Genomic DNA, 17,695 nt, shown 5'->3' on the forward strand with positions numbered 1-17,695 from the left:
ATGCAGCAAACGCCAGCAGTCACCGTACAGGAAGACGATAACGGGGAGATTGATCTCCTCGGTCTGTTTGGAACACTGATCGACCATAAATGGCTGATCGCTGCGGTGACCGGTGCCTTTATGGTCACTGGCGCCGCCTATGCGGTGCTGGCAACCCCGGTCTACCAGGCGAATGCCCTGCTGCAGGTCGAAGCGAAAAAGAACGACTTGCTGGGCTTCTCGGACATCGGCGGGATGCTGGGCAAGGAGTCGCCGTCGGCCACCGAGATCGAGCTGATCCAGTCCCGCTACGTGATTGGCAAAACCGTCGACAACCTGAAACTCGATATCGTCGTACAGCCGATGTACTTCCCGGTAGTGGGTGAGTTCCTGGCGCGCCGCTTCCAGAAGGCCAACCCCGGTGCAATCGCCGAGCCGCTGCTGGGCCTGGACAGCTTCGCCTGGGGCGGCGAGTCGCTGAAGATCTTCAAGCTGGACCTGCCCGACGGGCAATTGGGCAAGAAGCTGACCCTGACCGTGGGTGAAAACGCGCACTACACCCTGGTGGATGAAGATGACCAGGTGCTGGCGGCCGGCGAGGCCGGGCAGCCGTTCGAGCAAAATGGCGTGGCATTCCAGATTGAAGAACTGCGCGCCAAGCCCGGCACGCGTTTCCGGGTGATCCGCAATGCGCGACTGACCAGCATCCTCGACTATCAGGAAAACCTGGATGTGGTCGAGCGAGGGAAGGAGTCGGGCATGATCGGCCTGGCGCTGGAAAGCACCGAGCCGGACCAGGCGATCAAAATTCTCAATCAGATCGCGGCGATCTACGTGCGGCAGAACGTGGAGCGCACCTCGGCTGAGGCGGCGCAAAGCCTGGCGTTTCTCAAGGAGCAACTGCCGGAGGTCAAGAAGGACCTGGAAAAAGCCGGGAAGGCCTTGAATGAATACCAGACCCGCAGCAAGTCGGTGGACATCACCCTGGAAACCAAGGCGATTCTCGACCAGATCGTGGGCCTCGATACCAGCATCTCCGAGCTGAAGCTGCAACAGGCCGAGATGGACCGCAAGTTCACCCGCCAGCATCCCGCGTATCGCGCATTGCTGACTCAGATCGGCGAGCTGACCAGCAAGCAGCAGAGCCTGGCGAGCCGGGTCGAGAGCCTGCCTTCCACCCAGCAGGAACTGCTGAGCCTCACCCGGGATGTCGAGGTCGGCACGGCCATTTACACCCAGTTGCTCAACAAGTCCCAGGAACTCGATGTGATGCGCGCGGGCACCGTGGGCAACGTGCGCCTGATCGACACCGCAGACGTCAATTTCTTCAAGCCGATCAAGCCGAAAAAGATCCTCATCGTGCTGATCGCGACGCTGCTGGGCGGCTTCCTGGCGGTGACGCTGGTGCTGCTGCGCAAGGCGCTGAACCGTGGCCTGGAAAGCCCCGAGGCCATCGAGCAACTGGGCTTGCCGGTGTACGCGTCGATTCCGTACAGCACGCTGCAAAAGGTCGAAGAAGACAAAATCAGCCGCGGGCGTGGGCGTGCCGATGCCGGTTCTTCATTGCTGGCCATCAGTCACCCCACGGACCTGGCAGTGGAGGCCTTGCGCAGTTTGCGCACCAGTTTGCACTTTGCGATGCTCGAGGCGCCGAATAACCGGATCATGATTTCCGGCCCCAGCCCCGAGGTGGGTAAAACCTTTGTCTCGGTGAACCTGGCGGCGGTCATCGCGCAAACCGGGCAGCGCGTGTTGTTGATTGACGTGGATATGCGACGGGGCTACCTGCACAAAGTGCTGGGTGTGCCGGCCAAGGATGGGCTTTCCGACATCCTCTCCAATCAATGCACCCTTGAATCCGCCATCCACAAAACCGGCATTGAAAACCTCGACATCATCAGCCGCGGGCAAATACCGCCGAATCCTTCCGAGCTGCTGATGCACCGCAACCTGACCGAGCTGTTGGCGCAGGTCAGCGAACGGTATGACCTGGTGATTCTGGATACGCCACCGCTCTTGGCCGTGACCGACGCAGCCATCGTGGGACGGCAATCGGGGACCAACCTGATCGTCACCCGCTATGGCTTGAACCCGGCAAAAGAGATCGAGCACACCATGCGCCGATTTGCCCAGAACGGCATCGTGCTCAGGGGCGCGATCTTCAACGGCGTTGAAAAGAAAGCGTCGGCCAAATATGGCTACGGCAACTATGGGTATTACCAGTACGAGTACCAGGCTGATCGGAGCTGATTCACCACTGTAATTGCAGGATAGAGGTCACGTTTTCAGGAAATGAACGAAAAATCCTGGGGCGGTAGCGTGCCAAATTCAAATCAGCATAAAGAATACCCAGCCATGTTTTACCTGTTATCCCTTATCGCGCTGTCAGCGGGTTTGCTCGCGGCGAAAAATCCAAAATACTCAATCGTAGTGTTCGGGATAATGCTGGCTGTTATTCCCACGGGTAACTCCTACAGCGAAATAATCTCGCTCAAGGGTATCTACTTCTTTGACTTTTATATCGTGGGCGGGCTGGGCGCACTGCTGGTCCGGCAGGTGGCTACACAGAAGAAACAATTGACGGTACCGGGCGGCCTGCTATTTGGTTGCGGGCTGTATGTGGTGTTACTCGCCTGCGGCCTGCTGGAGTCCTCGAACAAGTACCTGTTGAAGGATGTTCGGCCGTTTATAATGATCCTGTCATTTATCGTGCTCTCGAACATCGCGACCCTTGCCGCAAAAACGCTGAAGTTGCAGACAGTGCTCCTGCTATTGATCGCGATGACCGCCTTCAATGTGCTGGACATTGCCTGGTTACGCTTGGGCTTGTACAAGTTTCAAGACGTCTACTATGAAGAAAACGCCTACCGCTACCTGGACGGCGGTACGTACGCCGCCGTGGCCTATCTGATTTATTACTTCATAGACCCACGGCTGTTCGAACACAGGAAAAAGCTCGCAAGCATTTGCCTGGCCACTTCATTCATCTGTTTGTTCATTGCCAACTCTCGCTTCATCTTTGTCTCGGTGTTTGCGGCGATCATCATCCACCAATACACCCGGCCGGCCCGCATGATAGGCGTTGCCCTGGCCGGGGCGGTGGTGCTGATGGCGTTCATTGGCATCAGCAATATGATCGGGGCTGATCGAATCAATGATGGTTTGTCGTCCGAAGGCATGGCCGCCCAATTGGCCACGCGCTTCAGCCCGGCGCTGGAGTTGATCCGCGGCATGAACCCGCTGCATTACTTTGTGGGACTGGGCGCGGGCACGCCGTTCGAGATTCCCTGGTTCGAGTACCGTGGCCTCGATGACAAGAACTCGAATATCGACAGTGCCTACCTAACCTACTTCGTTAAGTACGGGCTGATCGGCGTGTACTTGCTGTACGTGTTCATTACCTCGATTACCCAGCACATGAACAGCCGGGTGGCGGTTTCGATCGCCATCTTTCTGGGGGTGATGTTCGTTGTCTCGGCCACGCCTTATCAGCCGTACGCCATCGGTATCGCGTATGGCGCGATTGTGCTGCGGGTCTGTTCCGAACACACCGCCAGGCAACGCAAAAAGACCCTCAAGCCTGGCCAGCCGCTGATAACCACACCCTTGCAGGTGAATGCCGGATGAACAGCACACTGTTGAAAAAGTTCGTGTCCAGTACGGCATGGAGTTTCGTTTCTGCCGTGGCCACCAAAGTGTCGGTGGTCATCACCGGCATCCTGGTTGCCCGGGTATTGGGTGCGCAATCGTTTGGCGAGTATGGCTTGATCCAGAGCGCGATTGTGATGCTTGCCAACGTCGCCGCCCAAGCCACCACCACGGCGACGGCCAAGCATATCGGGCAGTTCAAGGAGACCTGTCCCGAGAAGACCGGCAGGGGCATTGCGCTGACGCTGCTGTTCTCGGTTGTGTTCAGCGGGATGATCATCGGGACAGCGCTGTTTTTCCCGCACTTTTTCTCCAGCGTTATCCTGGGGGCAGACAGCCTCAGCGCTGCATCGCTGATCGTATTGAGCACCATCACGTTGATTATCCTGTCGGGATGGACCCAGGGCTGCCTGACCGGTTGGGGCCAATACCGGACAATCGCGACCATCAACGGAATCATTGCGATTGTCGCGATCCCGGCGACGTACTTCCTGACCCTGCAGTTGCGACTCAATGGTGCGCTGCTGGGCTTGGCCGGTTCTCAATTGCTGATCGTGTTCTTCAGCGCACTGGCCTGCTGGAAGACTTTGAAGGCCCGAAATACCACGCTGAGTTTCAAAGGTGCAATGACTGAAAAGCACGCAGTGCTGTCGGTTGGCCTGCCGGTATTGCTGACGGGGTTGATGGTCGCCCCGATGAACTGGTTCGCCAACAAGTTGCTGGCGGAAACAACTAACGGCCTTGCCGCATTGGGCATGTACGCCGCCGCGATGCAATGGAACGCGATCTTTTCCCATGTTTCCGTGGTGTTGGGCTCTGTGCTGGTGCCGATGCTGGCCGCCGCGCTGGGCGGTAAAAGCCGCAAGTTGGACGCCTTGAACTTTCTGTCGGGCTGGCTGGTGGTGTTGGTGATCATACAGCCGGTGATCATGTTCCCCGAGTTGCTGGCCAAACTGTATGGCAGCAGTTTCCTGGGGCGGGATTTTGAAGTGACGTTGGTTCTGGTAATCCTGGGTTCGCTGCTCAGTGCATTCAAGTCCGGTATTTCAAGAAAGATGATCGTGATGAACCTGGCCTGGTTCAGTGTGATGAGTAACATTCTATGGGGAGTGTTATTCATTGCCGGAGCACTGTGGCTTCGGGAAGAAGGTGCAATCGGGATTGCCAAGGCATTTATCGGCTCGCAGTTTATTCACTTCCTGCTGGGACTGCCGTATTTCGTCTACAAGAAGATATTACCTCTGGAGTTGCTCGTATCTCCCAGGATCCTGATCTTGTGGACATTGCCTTTCATCAGTTTCATATCAAGCGCCTATGTCGAAAGTGTGCTGTATCGATTGATGATCATGGCGCTGATATTTATCTACATTCTCGCAACAACGTTTGCCTTGAATGCCGTGTTTAATGACCCCGTGGAAAATGGAAGCCCAGCATGAATGTCAGCAAAGTATATATCCGGGGGGCATACGGTCCTGGTAATTTGGGTGATGACGTATTAATGCTATGCGTGATCAATATTCTGAAAAAACGCTTTAAAGAATCGGATATAGCGGTGGGTGTCGATCATCCGCAGATCGCCAGGAACTTCAACCCGCGTATCAAGTGGCTGCACATCAAGGAGCCGGTCAAGGCTGACCTGGTGGTGTTGGGCGGTGGGGGCCAGTTCTTCTCGTTCATCCCACCGGCCAAAGAGGCGGCTGCCAACAAAGGCATCGTGGCGAAGCTGTGCAAGAGCATCAAGGCGCAGACCGACCTGAAGTCCACGCTTCTGCGTTTGTATGTCGGGTTGCGCGGTGGTGTCGACAGGATCTATTTCCACCGGCGCCTGGCAGCGTTCTGTATTGGCCTGGGCCCCTTCGATGGCGGCGGCAAGCTGCTGACCCGCGCCGTCAGCGTGATCAATCGCTGTGACTACATTTCCGTGCGGGACGGTACCAGCCAGCAGCATTGCAAGGCCTTCGGAAAGTCCGACGTCGAGGTGTACACCGACCCCAGCCTGCTTTCCGACCTGTGGATCTCCAGCAAAGACCTGGAGGTCGGCAGCCTCAAGAAGGGCAAGTACCTGTCCTTCATCCTGCGCGACTGGCCCCATGACGCGAACGGGCAACAGTTCATCAAGGCGATGGTCCAGGCCGCGGATGAGCTCGCCAAGCGTGGCGAGCAGGTACGCCTGGTCTCGCTGTACAAGGAACGTGACCAGCACCTGATCGACAAGTACCACACGTTCGAATGGTTGTGCTGGGACGCGGCGGGCGATACGCCCGAAACCTTCATGGCGAAACTGATCGTCGAGTCCGACGTGATCATCAGCGCCCGTGCACACGGTGTACTGCTGCCGGCTTCCCTGGGCTTTCCCACCATCGCGGTTGAAATCGAAAACAAGCTGAAAAAAGTCCATGAAATGCTGCCGCAGGGCACCCGGCTGGTCAGCACCCCAGACCCTGAGGTGATCAAGGCCACCATCAGCGAATTTCGGCAATCCAAGGCGCAAATGGCCGAGCACCTCAAGCAGGAGATCGCCCAGCGTTCTTCCCTTGCGCAAAAAGCGGTCGACGACTTTTTGAAATGGGTCGATGAAAAATAAAGTGGAGGGGCAACCGACGTGAAAAAGACAGCCTCGACGCTACTCATTGTGGCGTTCGCCCTGCAGGTGGCTGCCAGCGGCGCATCTGAGTTGAACGACCGTTGCGAGCCAGGCATCAAGAACATCTACCCGTCACTGCCGGACGTTTCGCAGATGGCCGACGGGCCCCAGGCGCAAAGCAGCATAAAGGGCAGGGCCAATCTGACGAACAAGGCCTACAGCCAAAAGATCAAGGACATTGCCGTGCATTTTCCGGCCGGCTCCTATGACCCGGGTTCGATGGTGCGCCTCGGGTTGCCCTACGGCGGCATTGAATTCAAATCCCCACTGCCGCAACCGGGCAGGGAATGCCTGGTACTGACCTATGAGTTGAAGTTCGACAGGAATTTCGACTTTGTAAAAGGCGGCAAGCTCCCGGGCCTCTACGGTGGCACCGGCAATACGGGCGGCAAGATACCGAACGGCCATGACGGCTTTTCCACGCGCTACATCTGGAAAGAAAAGGGCGCCGGCGCCATTTACGCGTATTTGCCCACCAGTAAAACCTGGGGCACGGCAGTCGGGTTGGGTTCCTGGATCTTTACGGTGGGGCAATGGCACAGGTTGGAGCAACTGGTGAAGTTGAATACGCCGGGGCAGGCCGACGGTGTGATTTCCATTTGGTACGACAACCAGCTGGTGCACTCGGAAACCGGGCTGACGTTTAGAGACACGCCGGAGATTACCATCGACGGCTTGCTGTTTTCGACGTTCTTCGGTGGCAATAACCCGTCTTTCGCCACGCCGGTGAGTACCAATATCCGCTTCAGGAATTTTGTGATGAGTTCACAGCGCGTAACGGATACTTCAGGGCAGGGCGAGTAGATGAAGAACCTGAAACTGAACATCAAGAAGGCCGCTGTTGCGCTGTTCAATACGCTGCTCAGCCTGGCGTTGTTTTTCAATCTGCGACGCGCGTTGCTCCGGGCAACCGGATGCCGGGTGGGCGCCCGGACTACGATCCACCGCAACGTGGTGTTTTTCTCCTTCGGCAACTTCTCGGTCGGGAAAAACTGCACGGTCAATTACGACTGCTACCTGGATAACCGGGCGGGCATCCGCATCGGCGACAACGTCAATATTTCCCATAACACCCGGATTTATACGCTGGGCCACGATATTGATGACCCCATGAGTTGCCTGGTGGGGAAGCCGGTGTTGATTGAAGACAATGCCTGGATCTTTCCCAATGTGATGGTGATGCCAGGCGTCACCATCGGAACAGGCGCGGTTGTTTATCCGGGCAGTGTGGTCACGCGCAACGTTGCAGCGTATTCGATCGTGGGAGGCAATCCGGCCAAACATATCCGCTTCAGAAACAACACTATTCGATACAACGCCGACTTTCCGATCTGGTTTGCAGTGTAAGCAATCTCACTGGCCCCACCTTTATTTATGCAGGACTCTGACGTGAAATCATTAATGATTGCATGGATTGGCTATCAACGACGCGCCGATACCATGAAGCAATACTGGGCGTATGACATTCTGCATCTGCCCAACCAGTTCAAGAAGAAATCCGCGCGGCCGCTGGATTACGTGATCAAGTCGTTTAAAACCCTGAAGACCCTGTTGGCCGGTTCGCCTGACGTGCTGTGGGTGCAGTTGCCGCCGAGCCCGGTATTGCATATAGCACTGGCCTACAAGTTTATATTCAACCGGCGGCTGAAGATTATCGCCGATGCCCACAACAGCCTGTTGCGCAAACAATGGATAGGCTTTCCGGGCACGGTAGCGCTGTTGAATAGAATCGATGCCGTCGTCGTTCATAATTTTAAAGTCAAAGAGGAGTTGGCCGGCCTGGGCGTCAAGGACACCAATATCTTTATCCTGGAAGACTTGCCGTGTGACTTTCACGCGGCGCCCGCCAGTGAGCGCGAGACACCCTATGTACTGTTTCCGTGCTCGTTTGATATCGATGAACCGATCGAGATCGTGATCAACGCCGCCCGGGAAATGCCCGGTGTCGACTTCCTGATCACCGGCAAGCATCAGGGCAAGCTCTCCGAGGAGCTCGTGGCGTCACTCCCCGAGAACATCAAGCTGACCGGCTTCCTCAGCAAGGCGACCTTTGAACAGCTGCTGTGCGACGCGAATGTGGTGCTCGGCCTGACCACCCGCGACAACGTCCAACTGAGCGTGGCCAACGAAGCGGTCAGCGCCGGCAGGCCGATGGCGCTTTCCAATACCACGGTACTGCGCTCGTTGTTTTCCGAGGCGGCGGTGTTTGTCGACACCCTGGACCCGCTGTCCATCAAGGCCGGCGTCGCGCAGCTCATCGCCAATCAAGAAACCTATAAAGAGAAATCGGCCTTGCTCAAAGCCAAGCGAATAACCCGCTGGAAAGGCCAGGCCCAACTGTTAAGAACTGCCGCCACTATTTAATGATGTCTATTACACCTGACAGGAAGGGAACCGTCATGAGTCAATCAAGTGATGTTTTATTGATTTGTTCTGGAGGTGGGCACTGGGTACAAATGAGCAAGTTGCTGCCTGCCTTCGACGGTCAAAAAGTTACCATCGCCACCGTGGATATCAGCATTGGCTCGCAGTATCCAACCCATGCCTTCGCGCAAGTCCCGGACTTTAATCGCAGTGAACCGTTGAAGATCATCAAGGGCTTTTGCCAGATCTTTGCGATCGTTTACCGCAGCAAGGCCAGGTACGTGATCTCCACCGGGGCGGCACCGGGGTTGCTGGGGCTGGTCGCGGGAAAACTCATGGGCAAAAAGACCCTGTGGATCGACAGCATTGCCAATCCCAAGAAGCTCTCGTTGTCCGGCAGGATCGCTGTGTATTTTGTCGATGAGTTGCTGACCCAGTGGCCCACGCTGTCGCAAAACAGCCGGGCCCAATATAAAGGGAGGATTGTATAAATGATATTTTGCAGCGTTGGCACTCAAGCACCCTTTGAAAGAATGCTCGGCTACTTGCATGAGTGGAGTCATGCAAACCCGCAGGTCCCGATTGTTGCCCAGGTGGGCAATAACGAAAATGACTTGGGGCGCATTACGGCTTACAAGACCATCGCCGAGCCGCTGTTTTCCAAAAACTTCAATGCGTCAAAGGTGATTGTTTCCCATGCGGGCATGGGCAATATCATTCGCTCCCTTGAACTGGGCAAACCGATTGTTATTGTCCCGCGCGACAGTCGGCGCGGTGAACACATCAATAATCACCAGTACGACACCGCCGAAAACTTTTCAGACCTTCCCTCTGTGTTTATCGCCCATGATAAAGATGCGTTCTTTTCGGCGATTGATTCGGCGCTTAACTACAGTAGTGCCGAAAGTTCACTGGACTTTACCGAAAGGGACCGCTTGATCAGTTATGTGAAGTCATTCACTTCTTAAGTTTCGGCTGTTTGTCAATCCGCTCTTATTGCCTTTAATCATCGAGTAATCGTTATGATCCCAGTTATATTGTCTGGCGGTTCAGGCACGCGCCTGTGGCCGCTTTCAAGAGCGCTTAAACCAAAGCAGTTTATTGCGCTGCACGGTGACTTGAGTTTGTTTCAAGCCACCTTGGATCGCATCAAGAACCTGTCGATAGAGGGCGAGACCGTCAGCCCGCCGATCATTGTGTGCAACGAAGAACACCGTTTCATCGTGGCCGAGCAAAGTCGATCACTGGACGTGATCCCGCAGAAAATCCTCCTTGAGCCGACCGCCCGCAACACCGCCCCGGCGATTGCGGCGGCAACCCTGTCGGCGCTGGCGGATGGGGACGATCCGATCCTGCTGGTGCTGGCGGCGGACCATGTGATCGGCGATACCCAAGCCTTTAATGCGGCCTTGACGCTGGCCAAGGTGGAAGTCAACAAAGGCAAGATCGTCACCTTCGGGGTTGTGCCCACCAAGCCGGAGACCGGCTACGGCTATATCCGTACTCAAGCGGCTGCGGTGGACGGCGCCGCGCATGTCGATGCCTTCGTGGAAAAGCCCGACCTGGCGACCGCGCAAGGCTACCTGGAACAAGGCAACTACTTCTGGAACAGCGGCATGTTCATGTTCCGCGCCTCGGTGATGAAGGCCGAGCTGGAGCGCCTGAGCCCGGAGATCATGGTGGCCGCGGAACTGTCCCTCTCCAACGCGGCCCATGACCAGGATTTCACCCGGCTCAGCCAGGTGGATTTTGTGAACGCGCCCAACGTGTCGATCGATTACGCGGTGATGGAAAAGACCCACATCGCGTCGGTGGTCATCCTCGATTCGCCGTGGAGCGACCTGGGTGCCTGGGACTCAGTGTGGGAAGCGGGCCTCAAGGATCAGAACCAGAACTGCACCCAGGGTGACGTGCTGCTGCAGGACGTCACCAACAGCTATGTGCATGCCAGCCACCGCCTGGTCACGGTTGCAGGGATCAATGATGTGGTGGTCGTCGAGACCGCCGACGCGATTTTGGTGACCACCAAGGACCACGCGCAAGACGTCAAGAAAATAGTCGCGCAGCTGACTGAAAAGCACCGGATCGAGAGCACCAGCCACCGCGAAGTCTATCGGCCGTGGGGCAAATATGACTCGGTGGACCAGGGCTATCGGTATCAGGTGAAGCGGATCACGGTGAAGCCGGGGCACAAGCTGTCGGTGCAACTGCACCACCACCGGGCCGAGCACTGGATCGTAGTGTCCGGCACCGCGAATGTGCAAATCGCCGACAAGCAAGTGCTGCTGACCGAGAACCAGTCCACCTACATCCCCATTGGCGTTGTGCACTCCCTCGAAAACCCGGGGCGAATCCCGCTGGAGCTGATTGAAGTCCAATCGGGTTCGTACCTGGGCGAGGACGACATCATCCGCTTTGAAGACCGCTATGGCCGCCTCGAGCTTGTTTAAAGGAAGATTGAAATGAATGTAACTGTATTTGGAATCGGCTATGTGGGTCTGGTGCAGGCAGCGGTGCTGGCCGACGCGGGGCATGAGGTGTGTTGTGTCGACGTGGACGCGACCAAAGTCGAGAACCTCAAGGCCGGCATTATTCCGATCTTTGAACCCGGGCTGAGTGCGCTCGTCCAGAAGAACCATGATGCCGGACGCTTGCACTTCACCACCGACGCCGCGCAAGGCGTGCGGCATGGAGAGGTGCAGTTCATCGCCGTGGGCACCCCGCCTGATGACGATGGCAGCGCCGACATCAAGTACGTGCTCTCCGTTGCCGCGACCATTGCGCTCAACATGACCGAGCCGAAGATTATCGTTAACAAGTCCACGGTGCCGGTGGGAACGGCGGACAAGGTCCGGGCGAAGGTGTCCGAGGTGTTGACGTCGCGGGGGCTCGAGGTGGAGTTCCACGTGATCTCGAACCCCGAGTTCCTCAAGGAAGGTTCGGCGGTCGCCGACTGCACCCGGCCCGACCGGATCATCATCGGCAGCGACAGCAGTTACGCCGTGGACCGCATGCGGGAGCTGTATGAACCCTTCAACCGCAACCACGAAAAGATCATCACGATGGACATCAGGAGTGCCGAGCTGACCAAGTACGCGGCCAACTGCCTGCTGGCCACCAAGATTTCCTTCATGAATGAAATGGCCAATTTCGCCGAACGCTTGGGCGCCGACATTGAGGCGGTTCGTAAAGGCATTGGCTCCGATCCACGGATCGGCTACGACTTTATCTACCCAGGCTGCGGTTATGGCGGCTCGTGCTTCCCGAAAGATGTGCAGGCGCTGGAGCGCACCGCGTCGTCGATCGGCTATCAGGCAACGCTGTTGTCTGCCGTCGAGGAAGTCAACAAGCGCCAGAAGCAGCACCTGTTCGGGCATATTCACCACCACTTCGGCGGCCAGCTGGAGGGCAAGACCTTCGCCATCTGGGGCCTGGCCTTCAAGCCCAATACGGATGACATGCGCGAAGCCTCGAGCCGCGTGTTGATCGAACAACTGCGCAGCGTGGGTGCCAGGGTCCAGGCATTCGACCCCGAAGCGATGGCCGAGACCCAGCGCATTTACGGGATGAACGAAGACCTGTTGCTGATGGGCACCAAGGAAGCGGCGTTGCAAGGTGCCGATGCGCTGGTGATCGTGACCGAATGGCGGGAGTTCAAGGCCCCGGACCTGGACTTGATAAAAGAAAAACTGAGCACGCCGGTGATCTTTGACGGCCGCAATATATTTGATCCGCAGCGTATGAAAGCCAATGGTTTCGAGTATTACGGTATTGGTCGCGGGTTATCGGTACGCCCCGTTGTTTAATCCTGACGATTATTAACATTGGTGGTTTGAGCTATCCACAAGTGAGATGATTTCGAGGAGGTTAAGTGCGTGATCCAACAGGATCTTTGCGCAGTTTGCATAGCCTGTTTATCTCCGTTCCATCACTACGCCCTTATTGCATTATTTGATAAGGGGTAAATATCGAGAAGGAGTCTGATATGAGGAAAATACTGTTGGCCGGCGTGCTGGCCTTTAGCAGTACTGCGGCATTGGCGGCAGGTGAAGTCGCGAGCGAGGCCTTGAGCGATGCGGCCGGCGCGAGCGAGCCCCTGTCGTTGAGCACCCCGCTCGTGGGCGGCGTGACGCTCGGTGAAACCGTCGGGGTCGGTACCGCGGTAGTCGGCGCTGCGGCGGCGGCTTCCAACTCGGGCGGCAGTTCCAATGGCGGTACTTCCGGCACCGGCGGCACCACCGGTACAGGCGGTACCACCGGTACCAACTAATAACCCGCAATGTGTGTTGTTCAAGATCACCCGGAACTTCTGGGTGATCTTTTTTAGACTCGCCCTCGACTAGCGTAGTGCCATTATGATTCGTAGGTTACCTGTTCTTTTGCTGGCAAGTTTCAGCTTGCACGGCTGCATGTTTTCGCCTGGTCAACATATGGACACCAGTCAAATGTCCAGTGAGGGTTCTCCCGAAAGTACTCGGGTAGAGTTGATTCCCATCACCCCCAAATTGATTGCCATGGATGCCGCCACGCATGTTCGTGAATCCGTGCCGGCAGAACTGTTGTCTTATGTACCCGGTGGCTATCGCGTCGGTGCCAATGACCTGTTGTTTATCACGGTTTGGGACCATCCCGAGTTGACGGCACCGTCCGGGCCGCAACAGCAGATCGACGCCAACGGGCGCCTGGTTCGCCCCGATGGCACGTTGTTTTATCCGTATATCGGCAACGTCCCGGTGGCCGGCAAGACCATCGAAGAGCTGCGGGCCTTTATCGCCGGGCGCTTGTCGCAATTTATTGAAAGCCCACAGGTCGACGTCAGTGTCCTGCGGTTTGCCAGCCAGACAGTGGTGGTGACCGGGGCGGTGATCAAGGCCGGGCAACAGCCGATCACCACCACGCCATTGAGCGCCGTCGAGGCCATTGGCGCCGCCGGTGTCGACCCCACGAATGCCGACCTCTCGAGCCTGACCCTGACGCGCGACGGCCGTGAGTACACGCTTGACCTGGACAGCCTCAATCGCCAGGGCTCGCAACTGCAGGGCATCTACCTCAAGGGCGGCGACCGGTTGTACCTGCCCTATAACGACCAGAAACGTGTCTACCTGATGGGCGAAGTCAATCAGCCCCGGGCCCTGAGCTTCAAGGGCAAGTCGATCAACCTGACCGATGCCCTGGGTACCGTAGGCGGCTTGAACCAGACCACGTCCAATGGCAATGCGGTCTATGTGATTCGCGGCGTGGACAACCTCGAAGCCGAACCGGCCAAGGTGTTCCAACTCGATGCCCAGTCGCCTTCCGCGCTGGTGCTGGCCACCCGGTTCGACTTGCAACCCCAGGACATCGTGTACGTCGGGCCGGCCGGCGTGACGCGCTGGAACCGCCTGATCAGCCAGTTGCTGCCGACCGCCAGTGCCATTGGAATTGGTGCCCGATCGGCCAATGACCTCAGCGAAGTCAACAGCAGATAAGGCGTTATCCCGTGGTGAAAATGTTGCCTACCAGCGCCTGCCTGTCGATGGCGCTCTTGTTGTGCGGGTGTAACCCGTTGATGAGGGCGTCGTGGTACACCCTCGAAACCTCTGTGACGGGCCCGGCCCCGATCAACGTGACCCGCGCCCAGGTCGACGCGGTGCCATACCCGCAGATCCTGGTGACCACCGCCGTCAGCGAGGGCGTGATGGCCATGGCCCGGCGCCGGGGCGACCTGCAGTTCTGGGTCGCTTCCGGCAAGCAAGTGGTGATGATGCGTGACGGCCTGGTGGTACGCACTGTCGGGCTGGGTGTTTCCCTGGATGGCACGCGTTTCAGTGGCGAATCGCCGTTCAAGCGCGGCCTCCAGCATCTGCCCGACGGCTACACCGGCACACGCTGGATCGACCTCTACGACGGCAACCGAATCGGTATCGCGGTCAACAGCCGTTTCAGCAGCCACGGTATCGAGACCCTCCGCATTCTGGACAAGGATTACGCCTTGCTGCGCATCGACGAGCAGGTGGACGCTCCCACCTTGAATTTCCGCGCCACCAACCATTATTGGGTCGACCCGCAGGATGGTTTCATCTGGCGCAGCGAGCAGCATTTGACGCCCCGGTTGGCCCTGAAAATCGTGCAGTTGCGTCCCGACCGGGAGGCAGCCCGATGAAGTGTTCGAAGCTTTTATGGCTGGGCCTGTTGCTGATCGGCCCCGGCACTGGCCAGGCGGCCGTTACAGTCAGTGGCGATGTGCGCAGCCCTGGCGCCTTCGAGGTCAAGCCGGGGGCGCGTTTGCTGGACGTTATTCGTGTGGCCCAACCCAATGCAGAAAGCTACTGGTTGGGCGCCGCGTGGCTGCACCAGTCGTTGGTGAGCACGCAGGAACGCTTGAAGGCAGGGGTTTTGTTCGATCTGAAACTGCTGCAACGAGGGGCCTTGCTGGATGACCGTGGCTCCCGGGCGGACTTGAGTGCGCGTCTGTATCGACAGGTCGAACAGTTGCCGGTCACCGGCCGCCAGGTGCAAGTGCTGGACCCGATCGCCGTGGAGACGGGGTTCGCGCGCAACGCATTGCTGGATGACGGGGACCGGCTGGTCTACCCCGTGAGGCCGTCCACCGTGCAGGTGCTCGGGGCGGTCGCGCAGTCCTGTGATGTGCCGTACCGGGCCATGCGCGAGGTGCGGGATTATGTTGGCGACTGCACGGTCCTCGATGACGCCGAGCGCGATGACCTGTGGCTGATCCAGCCCGACGGCCAGGTACGGCGCGTGGGCGTGGCGGCGTGGAATCGCGAGGACGGCGTGGTGGCGGCCCCCGGCAGCAGGATCCTGGTGCCGATCCGCAGCGACGACCTTGAGACGCCGACCCCTGATCTCAACCAACAACTGGCCGAGTTTTTCGCCACTCAACCGTTGGCTGAGGTGAACCCTTGAATTTACGTTTTGCGGCTGTACTGCTGTTGCCTTGCGGGTTGGCTCACGGTGACCCCCGTTACACCCAAAATGATTTCGGCGGCGTGGGCCTGCTACAGACCCCCACCGCACGCATGGCCCCGGCGGGAGAGTTGAGCGCCAACGCCAACCGCACCGATCCCTACTCGCGCTACAGTTTTTCCCTGCAACCGTTTGATTGGCTGGAGGGTTCGTTTCGTTATACCGCCATCAGCAACCGCAGGTACGGCGCCGAGGCGTTGAGCGGAAGCCAGAGCTTCAAGGACAAGGCCATCGACTTCAAGGCGCGGCTCTGGGAGGAAAGCCGGTGGGCACCGCAGGTGGCTTTCGGTGCCCGGGACATCGGCGGTACCGGGCTGTTTTCCAGCGAATACTTTGTCGCCAACAAGCGCCACGGCAACCTGGATTTCAGCCTCGGCATCGCCTGGGGCTACCTGGGAAACCGAGGCGACTTCGGCAACCCGCTGTCGGTGTTCGGCAGCAAGTTCAACGACCGGCCCAAGAGCACTGCGGTCGTCGCCAGGGCAGGGGATGTGAACTCCAACGCCTATTTCAGGGGCCGCCCTTCGTTGTTCGGCGGGATCGCCTATCAAACGCCCTGGGAACCCCTGAGCCTGAAGCTCGAATACGAGGGCAATGACTACAAGCACGAGCCGTTGGACAACCCGATCAAGCAGGACTCGCCGGTAAACATTGGCGTGGTCTATAAGCTGGCTGACAGCGTCGACCTGAGTGCGGCCTGGGAACGCGGGAATACCGCGATGTTCGGCATCACCCTGCACACCAACTTTGTCAGCCGCAAGGCACCGGTCAAGACCTATGACCCGCCCGCCGAACCGTTGCCGGCGCGCATGCCCACCACCCCGGCCGACCAGGTCAACTGGGCCAACGTCGCCGACAGGCTGCAGCAGAATGCCGGCTACAAGGTGGAGCGCATTGCCCGGCGCGGCTCGGAATTGATGGTGTATGGCGAGCAGCAACGCTACTTCTATTCAGCCAAGGCCGTGGGACGCGCCAGCCGGATTCTCGACAACAGCGCCAATCAGGATATCGACTGGTTCACCCTGGTGAACAAGCGCTATGACATGCCCATCGAAGAAACCAGCGTGCCCCGTGACACCTTCCGGGCCGTGGTGAACAACCAGCAACCGTTGACGGACCTGCACCGTAATACCGAGGTCAATCCGGCGATTGCCCATCGGGAAACCACGCTCTACAGCAGACAATCCGAGCCGTTCAACTATGGCCTTGGCCTGGGTTACAAACAGAACATCGGTGGCCCCGACGGCTTGCTTTATCAGTTCACTGCCGACGCCGACGCGGAGTACCGTTTTACCCGCAATACCTGGTGGAGCGGCTTGCTCAGCGCCAACCTGCTGAACAACTACGACAAGTTCACCTACGACGCACCCAGCGGGTTGCCGCGAGTACGCACCGACCTGCGCCAATACATGACCACGTCCGATGTGACGATGCCGAACTTCCAGGTCAACCATGCGCAGCGCCTGGACCGCGACCTGTATGGCATGGTCTACGGCGGCTACCTGGAGTCCATGTACGCCGGGATGGGCGGCGAGGTGTTGTTCCGGCCGGCGGGCAAGCACTGGTCAGTGGGCGCAGACCTGAACTTCGTGCGCCAGCGTGATTTCAACCAGGGCTTCGGCCTGCGGGATTACCAGACCATCACCGGCCATGTCACCAGCTATACCGAGCTGCCCTATGACACCCTGGCCGCCGTCAGTGTGGGGCGTTACCTGGCGCGGGACTGGGGCACCACCGTCGACATCTCGCGCCAGTTCAAGAACGGCGTGAAGTTTGGTGGCTGGGTGACGCTGACCACCGCCTCGAAGGAAGAATATGGCGAAGGCAGCTTCGACAAGGGCATCTATATTTCCGTCCCCTTCGACGAATTGATGAGCACCTCGACGATGCGTCGGGCCAACGTCGTATGGGCGCCACTGACCCGTGACGGCGGCGCACGCCTGAACCGCGGCTATTCGCTGCAGACCATGACCGACGGGCGTGACAGCGAGTTGTTCTACAACAACTTCGAGAAGATCACGGAGTGACGGTGCGGCATCTGCCGACCAGGTTGTCGACTGCCCGGCGTTGAATGCGCCGGGCAGTCGCCACGCC

16 protein-coding genes are annotated in these 17,695 nt (G+C 58.2%); all 16 read left to right on the forward strand.

Translation table 11 applies throughout. The features are described 5' to 3' along the window. The 16 genes from V6607_RS14190 to V6607_RS14265 all read left to right on the forward strand — a co-directional run bounded on the left by V6607_RS14190 (position 1) and on the right by V6607_RS14265 (position 17,628). Entirely contained in the window at positions 1 to 2,229 is a 2,229-nt protein-coding gene (locus V6607_RS14190) for a polysaccharide biosynthesis tyrosine autokinase (protein ID WP_008435478.1), read from the forward strand. 105 nt (positions 2,230 to 2,334) lie between these two features. After that, entirely contained in the window at positions 2,335 to 3,606 is a 1,272-nt protein-coding gene (locus V6607_RS14195) for a DUF6369 family protein (protein ID WP_134326347.1), read from the forward strand. Beyond that, a complete protein-coding gene (locus tag V6607_RS14200) occupies positions 3,603 to 5,063 on the forward strand; it encodes an oligosaccharide flippase family protein (protein ID WP_134326348.1) in 1,461 nt (486 codons plus the stop codon). Before V6607_RS14195 ends, V6607_RS14200 begins: the two co-directional genes overlap by 4 nt. After that, positions 5,060 to 6,211: a polysaccharide pyruvyl transferase family protein gene (locus V6607_RS14205; RefSeq protein ID WP_134326349.1), complete on the forward strand. Its 1,152-nt coding sequence runs from the start codon at positions 5,060 to 5,062 to the stop codon at positions 6,209 to 6,211. The genes V6607_RS14200 and V6607_RS14205 overlap by 4 nt, the downstream gene beginning before the upstream one ends. Before the next feature lie 18 nt (positions 6,212 to 6,229). Then, positions 6,230 to 7,075 carry a polysaccharide lyase gene (locus V6607_RS14210; RefSeq protein WP_256662413.1) on the forward strand — a complete coding sequence of 282 codons (846 nt, stop codon included), beginning with the start codon at positions 6,230 to 6,232 and terminating at the stop codon, positions 7,073 to 7,075. After that, positions 7,076 to 7,618, forward strand: a complete 543-nt coding sequence (locus V6607_RS14215) for an acyltransferase (protein WP_102368815.1) — start codon at positions 7,076 to 7,078, stop codon at positions 7,616 to 7,618. A gap of 54 nt (positions 7,619 to 7,672) precedes the next feature. Further along, positions 7,673 to 8,635 (forward strand): glycosyltransferase family 1 protein, encoded by a 963-nt coding sequence (locus V6607_RS14220; protein ID WP_134327657.1) that lies wholly within the window; start codon positions 7,673 to 7,675, stop codon positions 8,633 to 8,635. A 35-nt stretch (positions 8,636 to 8,670) separates the two neighbouring features. Then, positions 8,671 to 9,126 (forward strand): hypothetical protein, encoded by a 456-nt coding sequence (locus V6607_RS14225; protein WP_023658755.1) that lies wholly within the window; start codon positions 8,671 to 8,673, stop codon positions 9,124 to 9,126. Beyond that, the gene (locus tag V6607_RS14230) at positions 9,127 to 9,603 is read left to right on the forward strand and encodes a glycosyltransferase (protein WP_003211352.1); all 477 of its coding nucleotides are present in this window, start codon (positions 9,127 to 9,129) and stop codon (positions 9,601 to 9,603) included. It abuts the gene before it with no gap. 54 nt (positions 9,604 to 9,657) lie between these two features. After that, entirely contained in the window at positions 9,658 to 11,085 is a 1,428-nt protein-coding gene (locus tag V6607_RS14235) for a mannose-1-phosphate guanylyltransferase/mannose-6-phosphate isomerase (protein ID WP_134326350.1), read from the forward strand. 12 nt (positions 11,086 to 11,097) lie between these two features. Then, on the forward strand, positions 11,098 to 12,441 hold the full coding sequence (locus V6607_RS14240; RefSeq protein WP_003211357.1) for a UDP-glucose/GDP-mannose dehydrogenase family protein: 1,344 nt from the start codon (positions 11,098 to 11,100) through the stop codon (positions 12,439 to 12,441). A gap of 179 nt (positions 12,442 to 12,620) precedes the next feature. Next, the gene (locus V6607_RS14245) at positions 12,621 to 12,905 is read left to right on the forward strand and encodes a hypothetical protein (RefSeq protein ID WP_003211359.1); all 285 of its coding nucleotides are present in this window, start codon (positions 12,621 to 12,623) and stop codon (positions 12,903 to 12,905) included. 85 nt (positions 12,906 to 12,990) lie between these two features. Continuing rightward, the gene (locus V6607_RS14250) at positions 12,991 to 14,103 is read left to right on the forward strand and encodes a polysaccharide export protein (protein ID WP_134326351.1); all 1,113 of its coding nucleotides are present in this window, start codon (positions 12,991 to 12,993) and stop codon (positions 14,101 to 14,103) included. 14 nt (positions 14,104 to 14,117) lie between these two features. Then, positions 14,118 to 14,777: a YjbF family lipoprotein gene (locus V6607_RS14255; protein ID WP_032899416.1), complete on the forward strand. Its 660-nt coding sequence runs from the start codon at positions 14,118 to 14,120 to the stop codon at positions 14,775 to 14,777. After that, entirely contained in the window at positions 14,774 to 15,541 is a 768-nt protein-coding gene (locus tag V6607_RS14260; protein WP_134326352.1) for a capsule biosynthesis GfcC family protein, read from the forward strand. Before V6607_RS14255 ends, V6607_RS14260 begins: the two co-directional genes overlap by 4 nt. Continuing rightward, positions 15,538 to 17,628: a YjbH domain-containing protein gene (locus V6607_RS14265; protein ID WP_134326353.1), complete on the forward strand. Its 2,091-nt coding sequence runs from the start codon at positions 15,538 to 15,540 to the stop codon at positions 17,626 to 17,628. The genes V6607_RS14260 and V6607_RS14265 overlap by 4 nt, the downstream gene beginning before the upstream one ends. The last annotated feature ends 67 nt before the right edge of the window (positions 17,629 to 17,695 follow it).

It is taken from the genome of Pseudomonas sp. KK18 (assembly GCF_037094675.1).
In the GTDB taxonomy this organism is placed as follows: Bacteria; Pseudomonadota; Gammaproteobacteria; order Pseudomonadales; family Pseudomonadaceae; genus Aquipseudomonas.

Bases quoted from the DNA above. Each gene is read 5' to 3' on its own strand.
- V6607_RS14240 (WP_003211357.1), top strand. From the start codon at position 11,098: ATGAATGTAACTGTATTTGGAATCGGCTATGTGGGTCTGGTGCAGGCA.
- V6607_RS14260 (WP_134326352.1), top strand. From the start codon at position 14,774: ATGAAGTGTTCGAAGCTTTTATGGCTGGGCCTGTTGCTGATCGGCCCC.
- V6607_RS14220 (WP_134327657.1), top strand. From the start codon at position 7,673: ATGATTGCATGGATTGGCTATCAACGACGCGCCGATACCATGAAGCAA.
- V6607_RS14205 (WP_134326349.1), top strand. From the start codon at position 5,060: ATGAATGTCAGCAAAGTATATATCCGGGGGGCATACGGTCCTGGTAAT.
- V6607_RS14250 (WP_134326351.1), top strand. From the start codon at position 12,991: ATGATTCGTAGGTTACCTGTTCTTTTGCTGGCAAGTTTCAGCTTGCAC.
- V6607_RS14225 (WP_023658755.1), top strand. From the start codon at position 8,671: ATGAGTCAATCAAGTGATGTTTTATTGATTTGTTCTGGAGGTGGGCAC.
- V6607_RS14235 (WP_134326350.1), top strand. From the start codon at position 9,658: ATGATCCCAGTTATATTGTCTGGCGGTTCAGGCACGCGCCTGTGGCCG.
- V6607_RS14215 (WP_102368815.1), top strand. From the start codon at position 7,076: ATGAAGAACCTGAAACTGAACATCAAGAAGGCCGCTGTTGCGCTGTTC.
- V6607_RS14200 (WP_134326348.1), top strand. From the start codon at position 3,603: ATGAACAGCACACTGTTGAAAAAGTTCGTGTCCAGTACGGCATGGAGT.
- V6607_RS14230 (WP_003211352.1), top strand. From the start codon at position 9,127: ATGATATTTTGCAGCGTTGGCACTCAAGCACCCTTTGAAAGAATGCTC.
- V6607_RS14245 (WP_003211359.1), top strand. From the start codon at position 12,621: ATGAGGAAAATACTGTTGGCCGGCGTGCTGGCCTTTAGCAGTACTGCG.
- V6607_RS14195 (WP_134326347.1), top strand. From the start codon at position 2,335: ATGTTTTACCTGTTATCCCTTATCGCGCTGTCAGCGGGTTTGCTCGCG.
- V6607_RS14190 (WP_008435478.1), top strand. From the start codon at position 1: ATGCAGCAAACGCCAGCAGTCACCGTACAGGAAGACGATAACGGGGAG.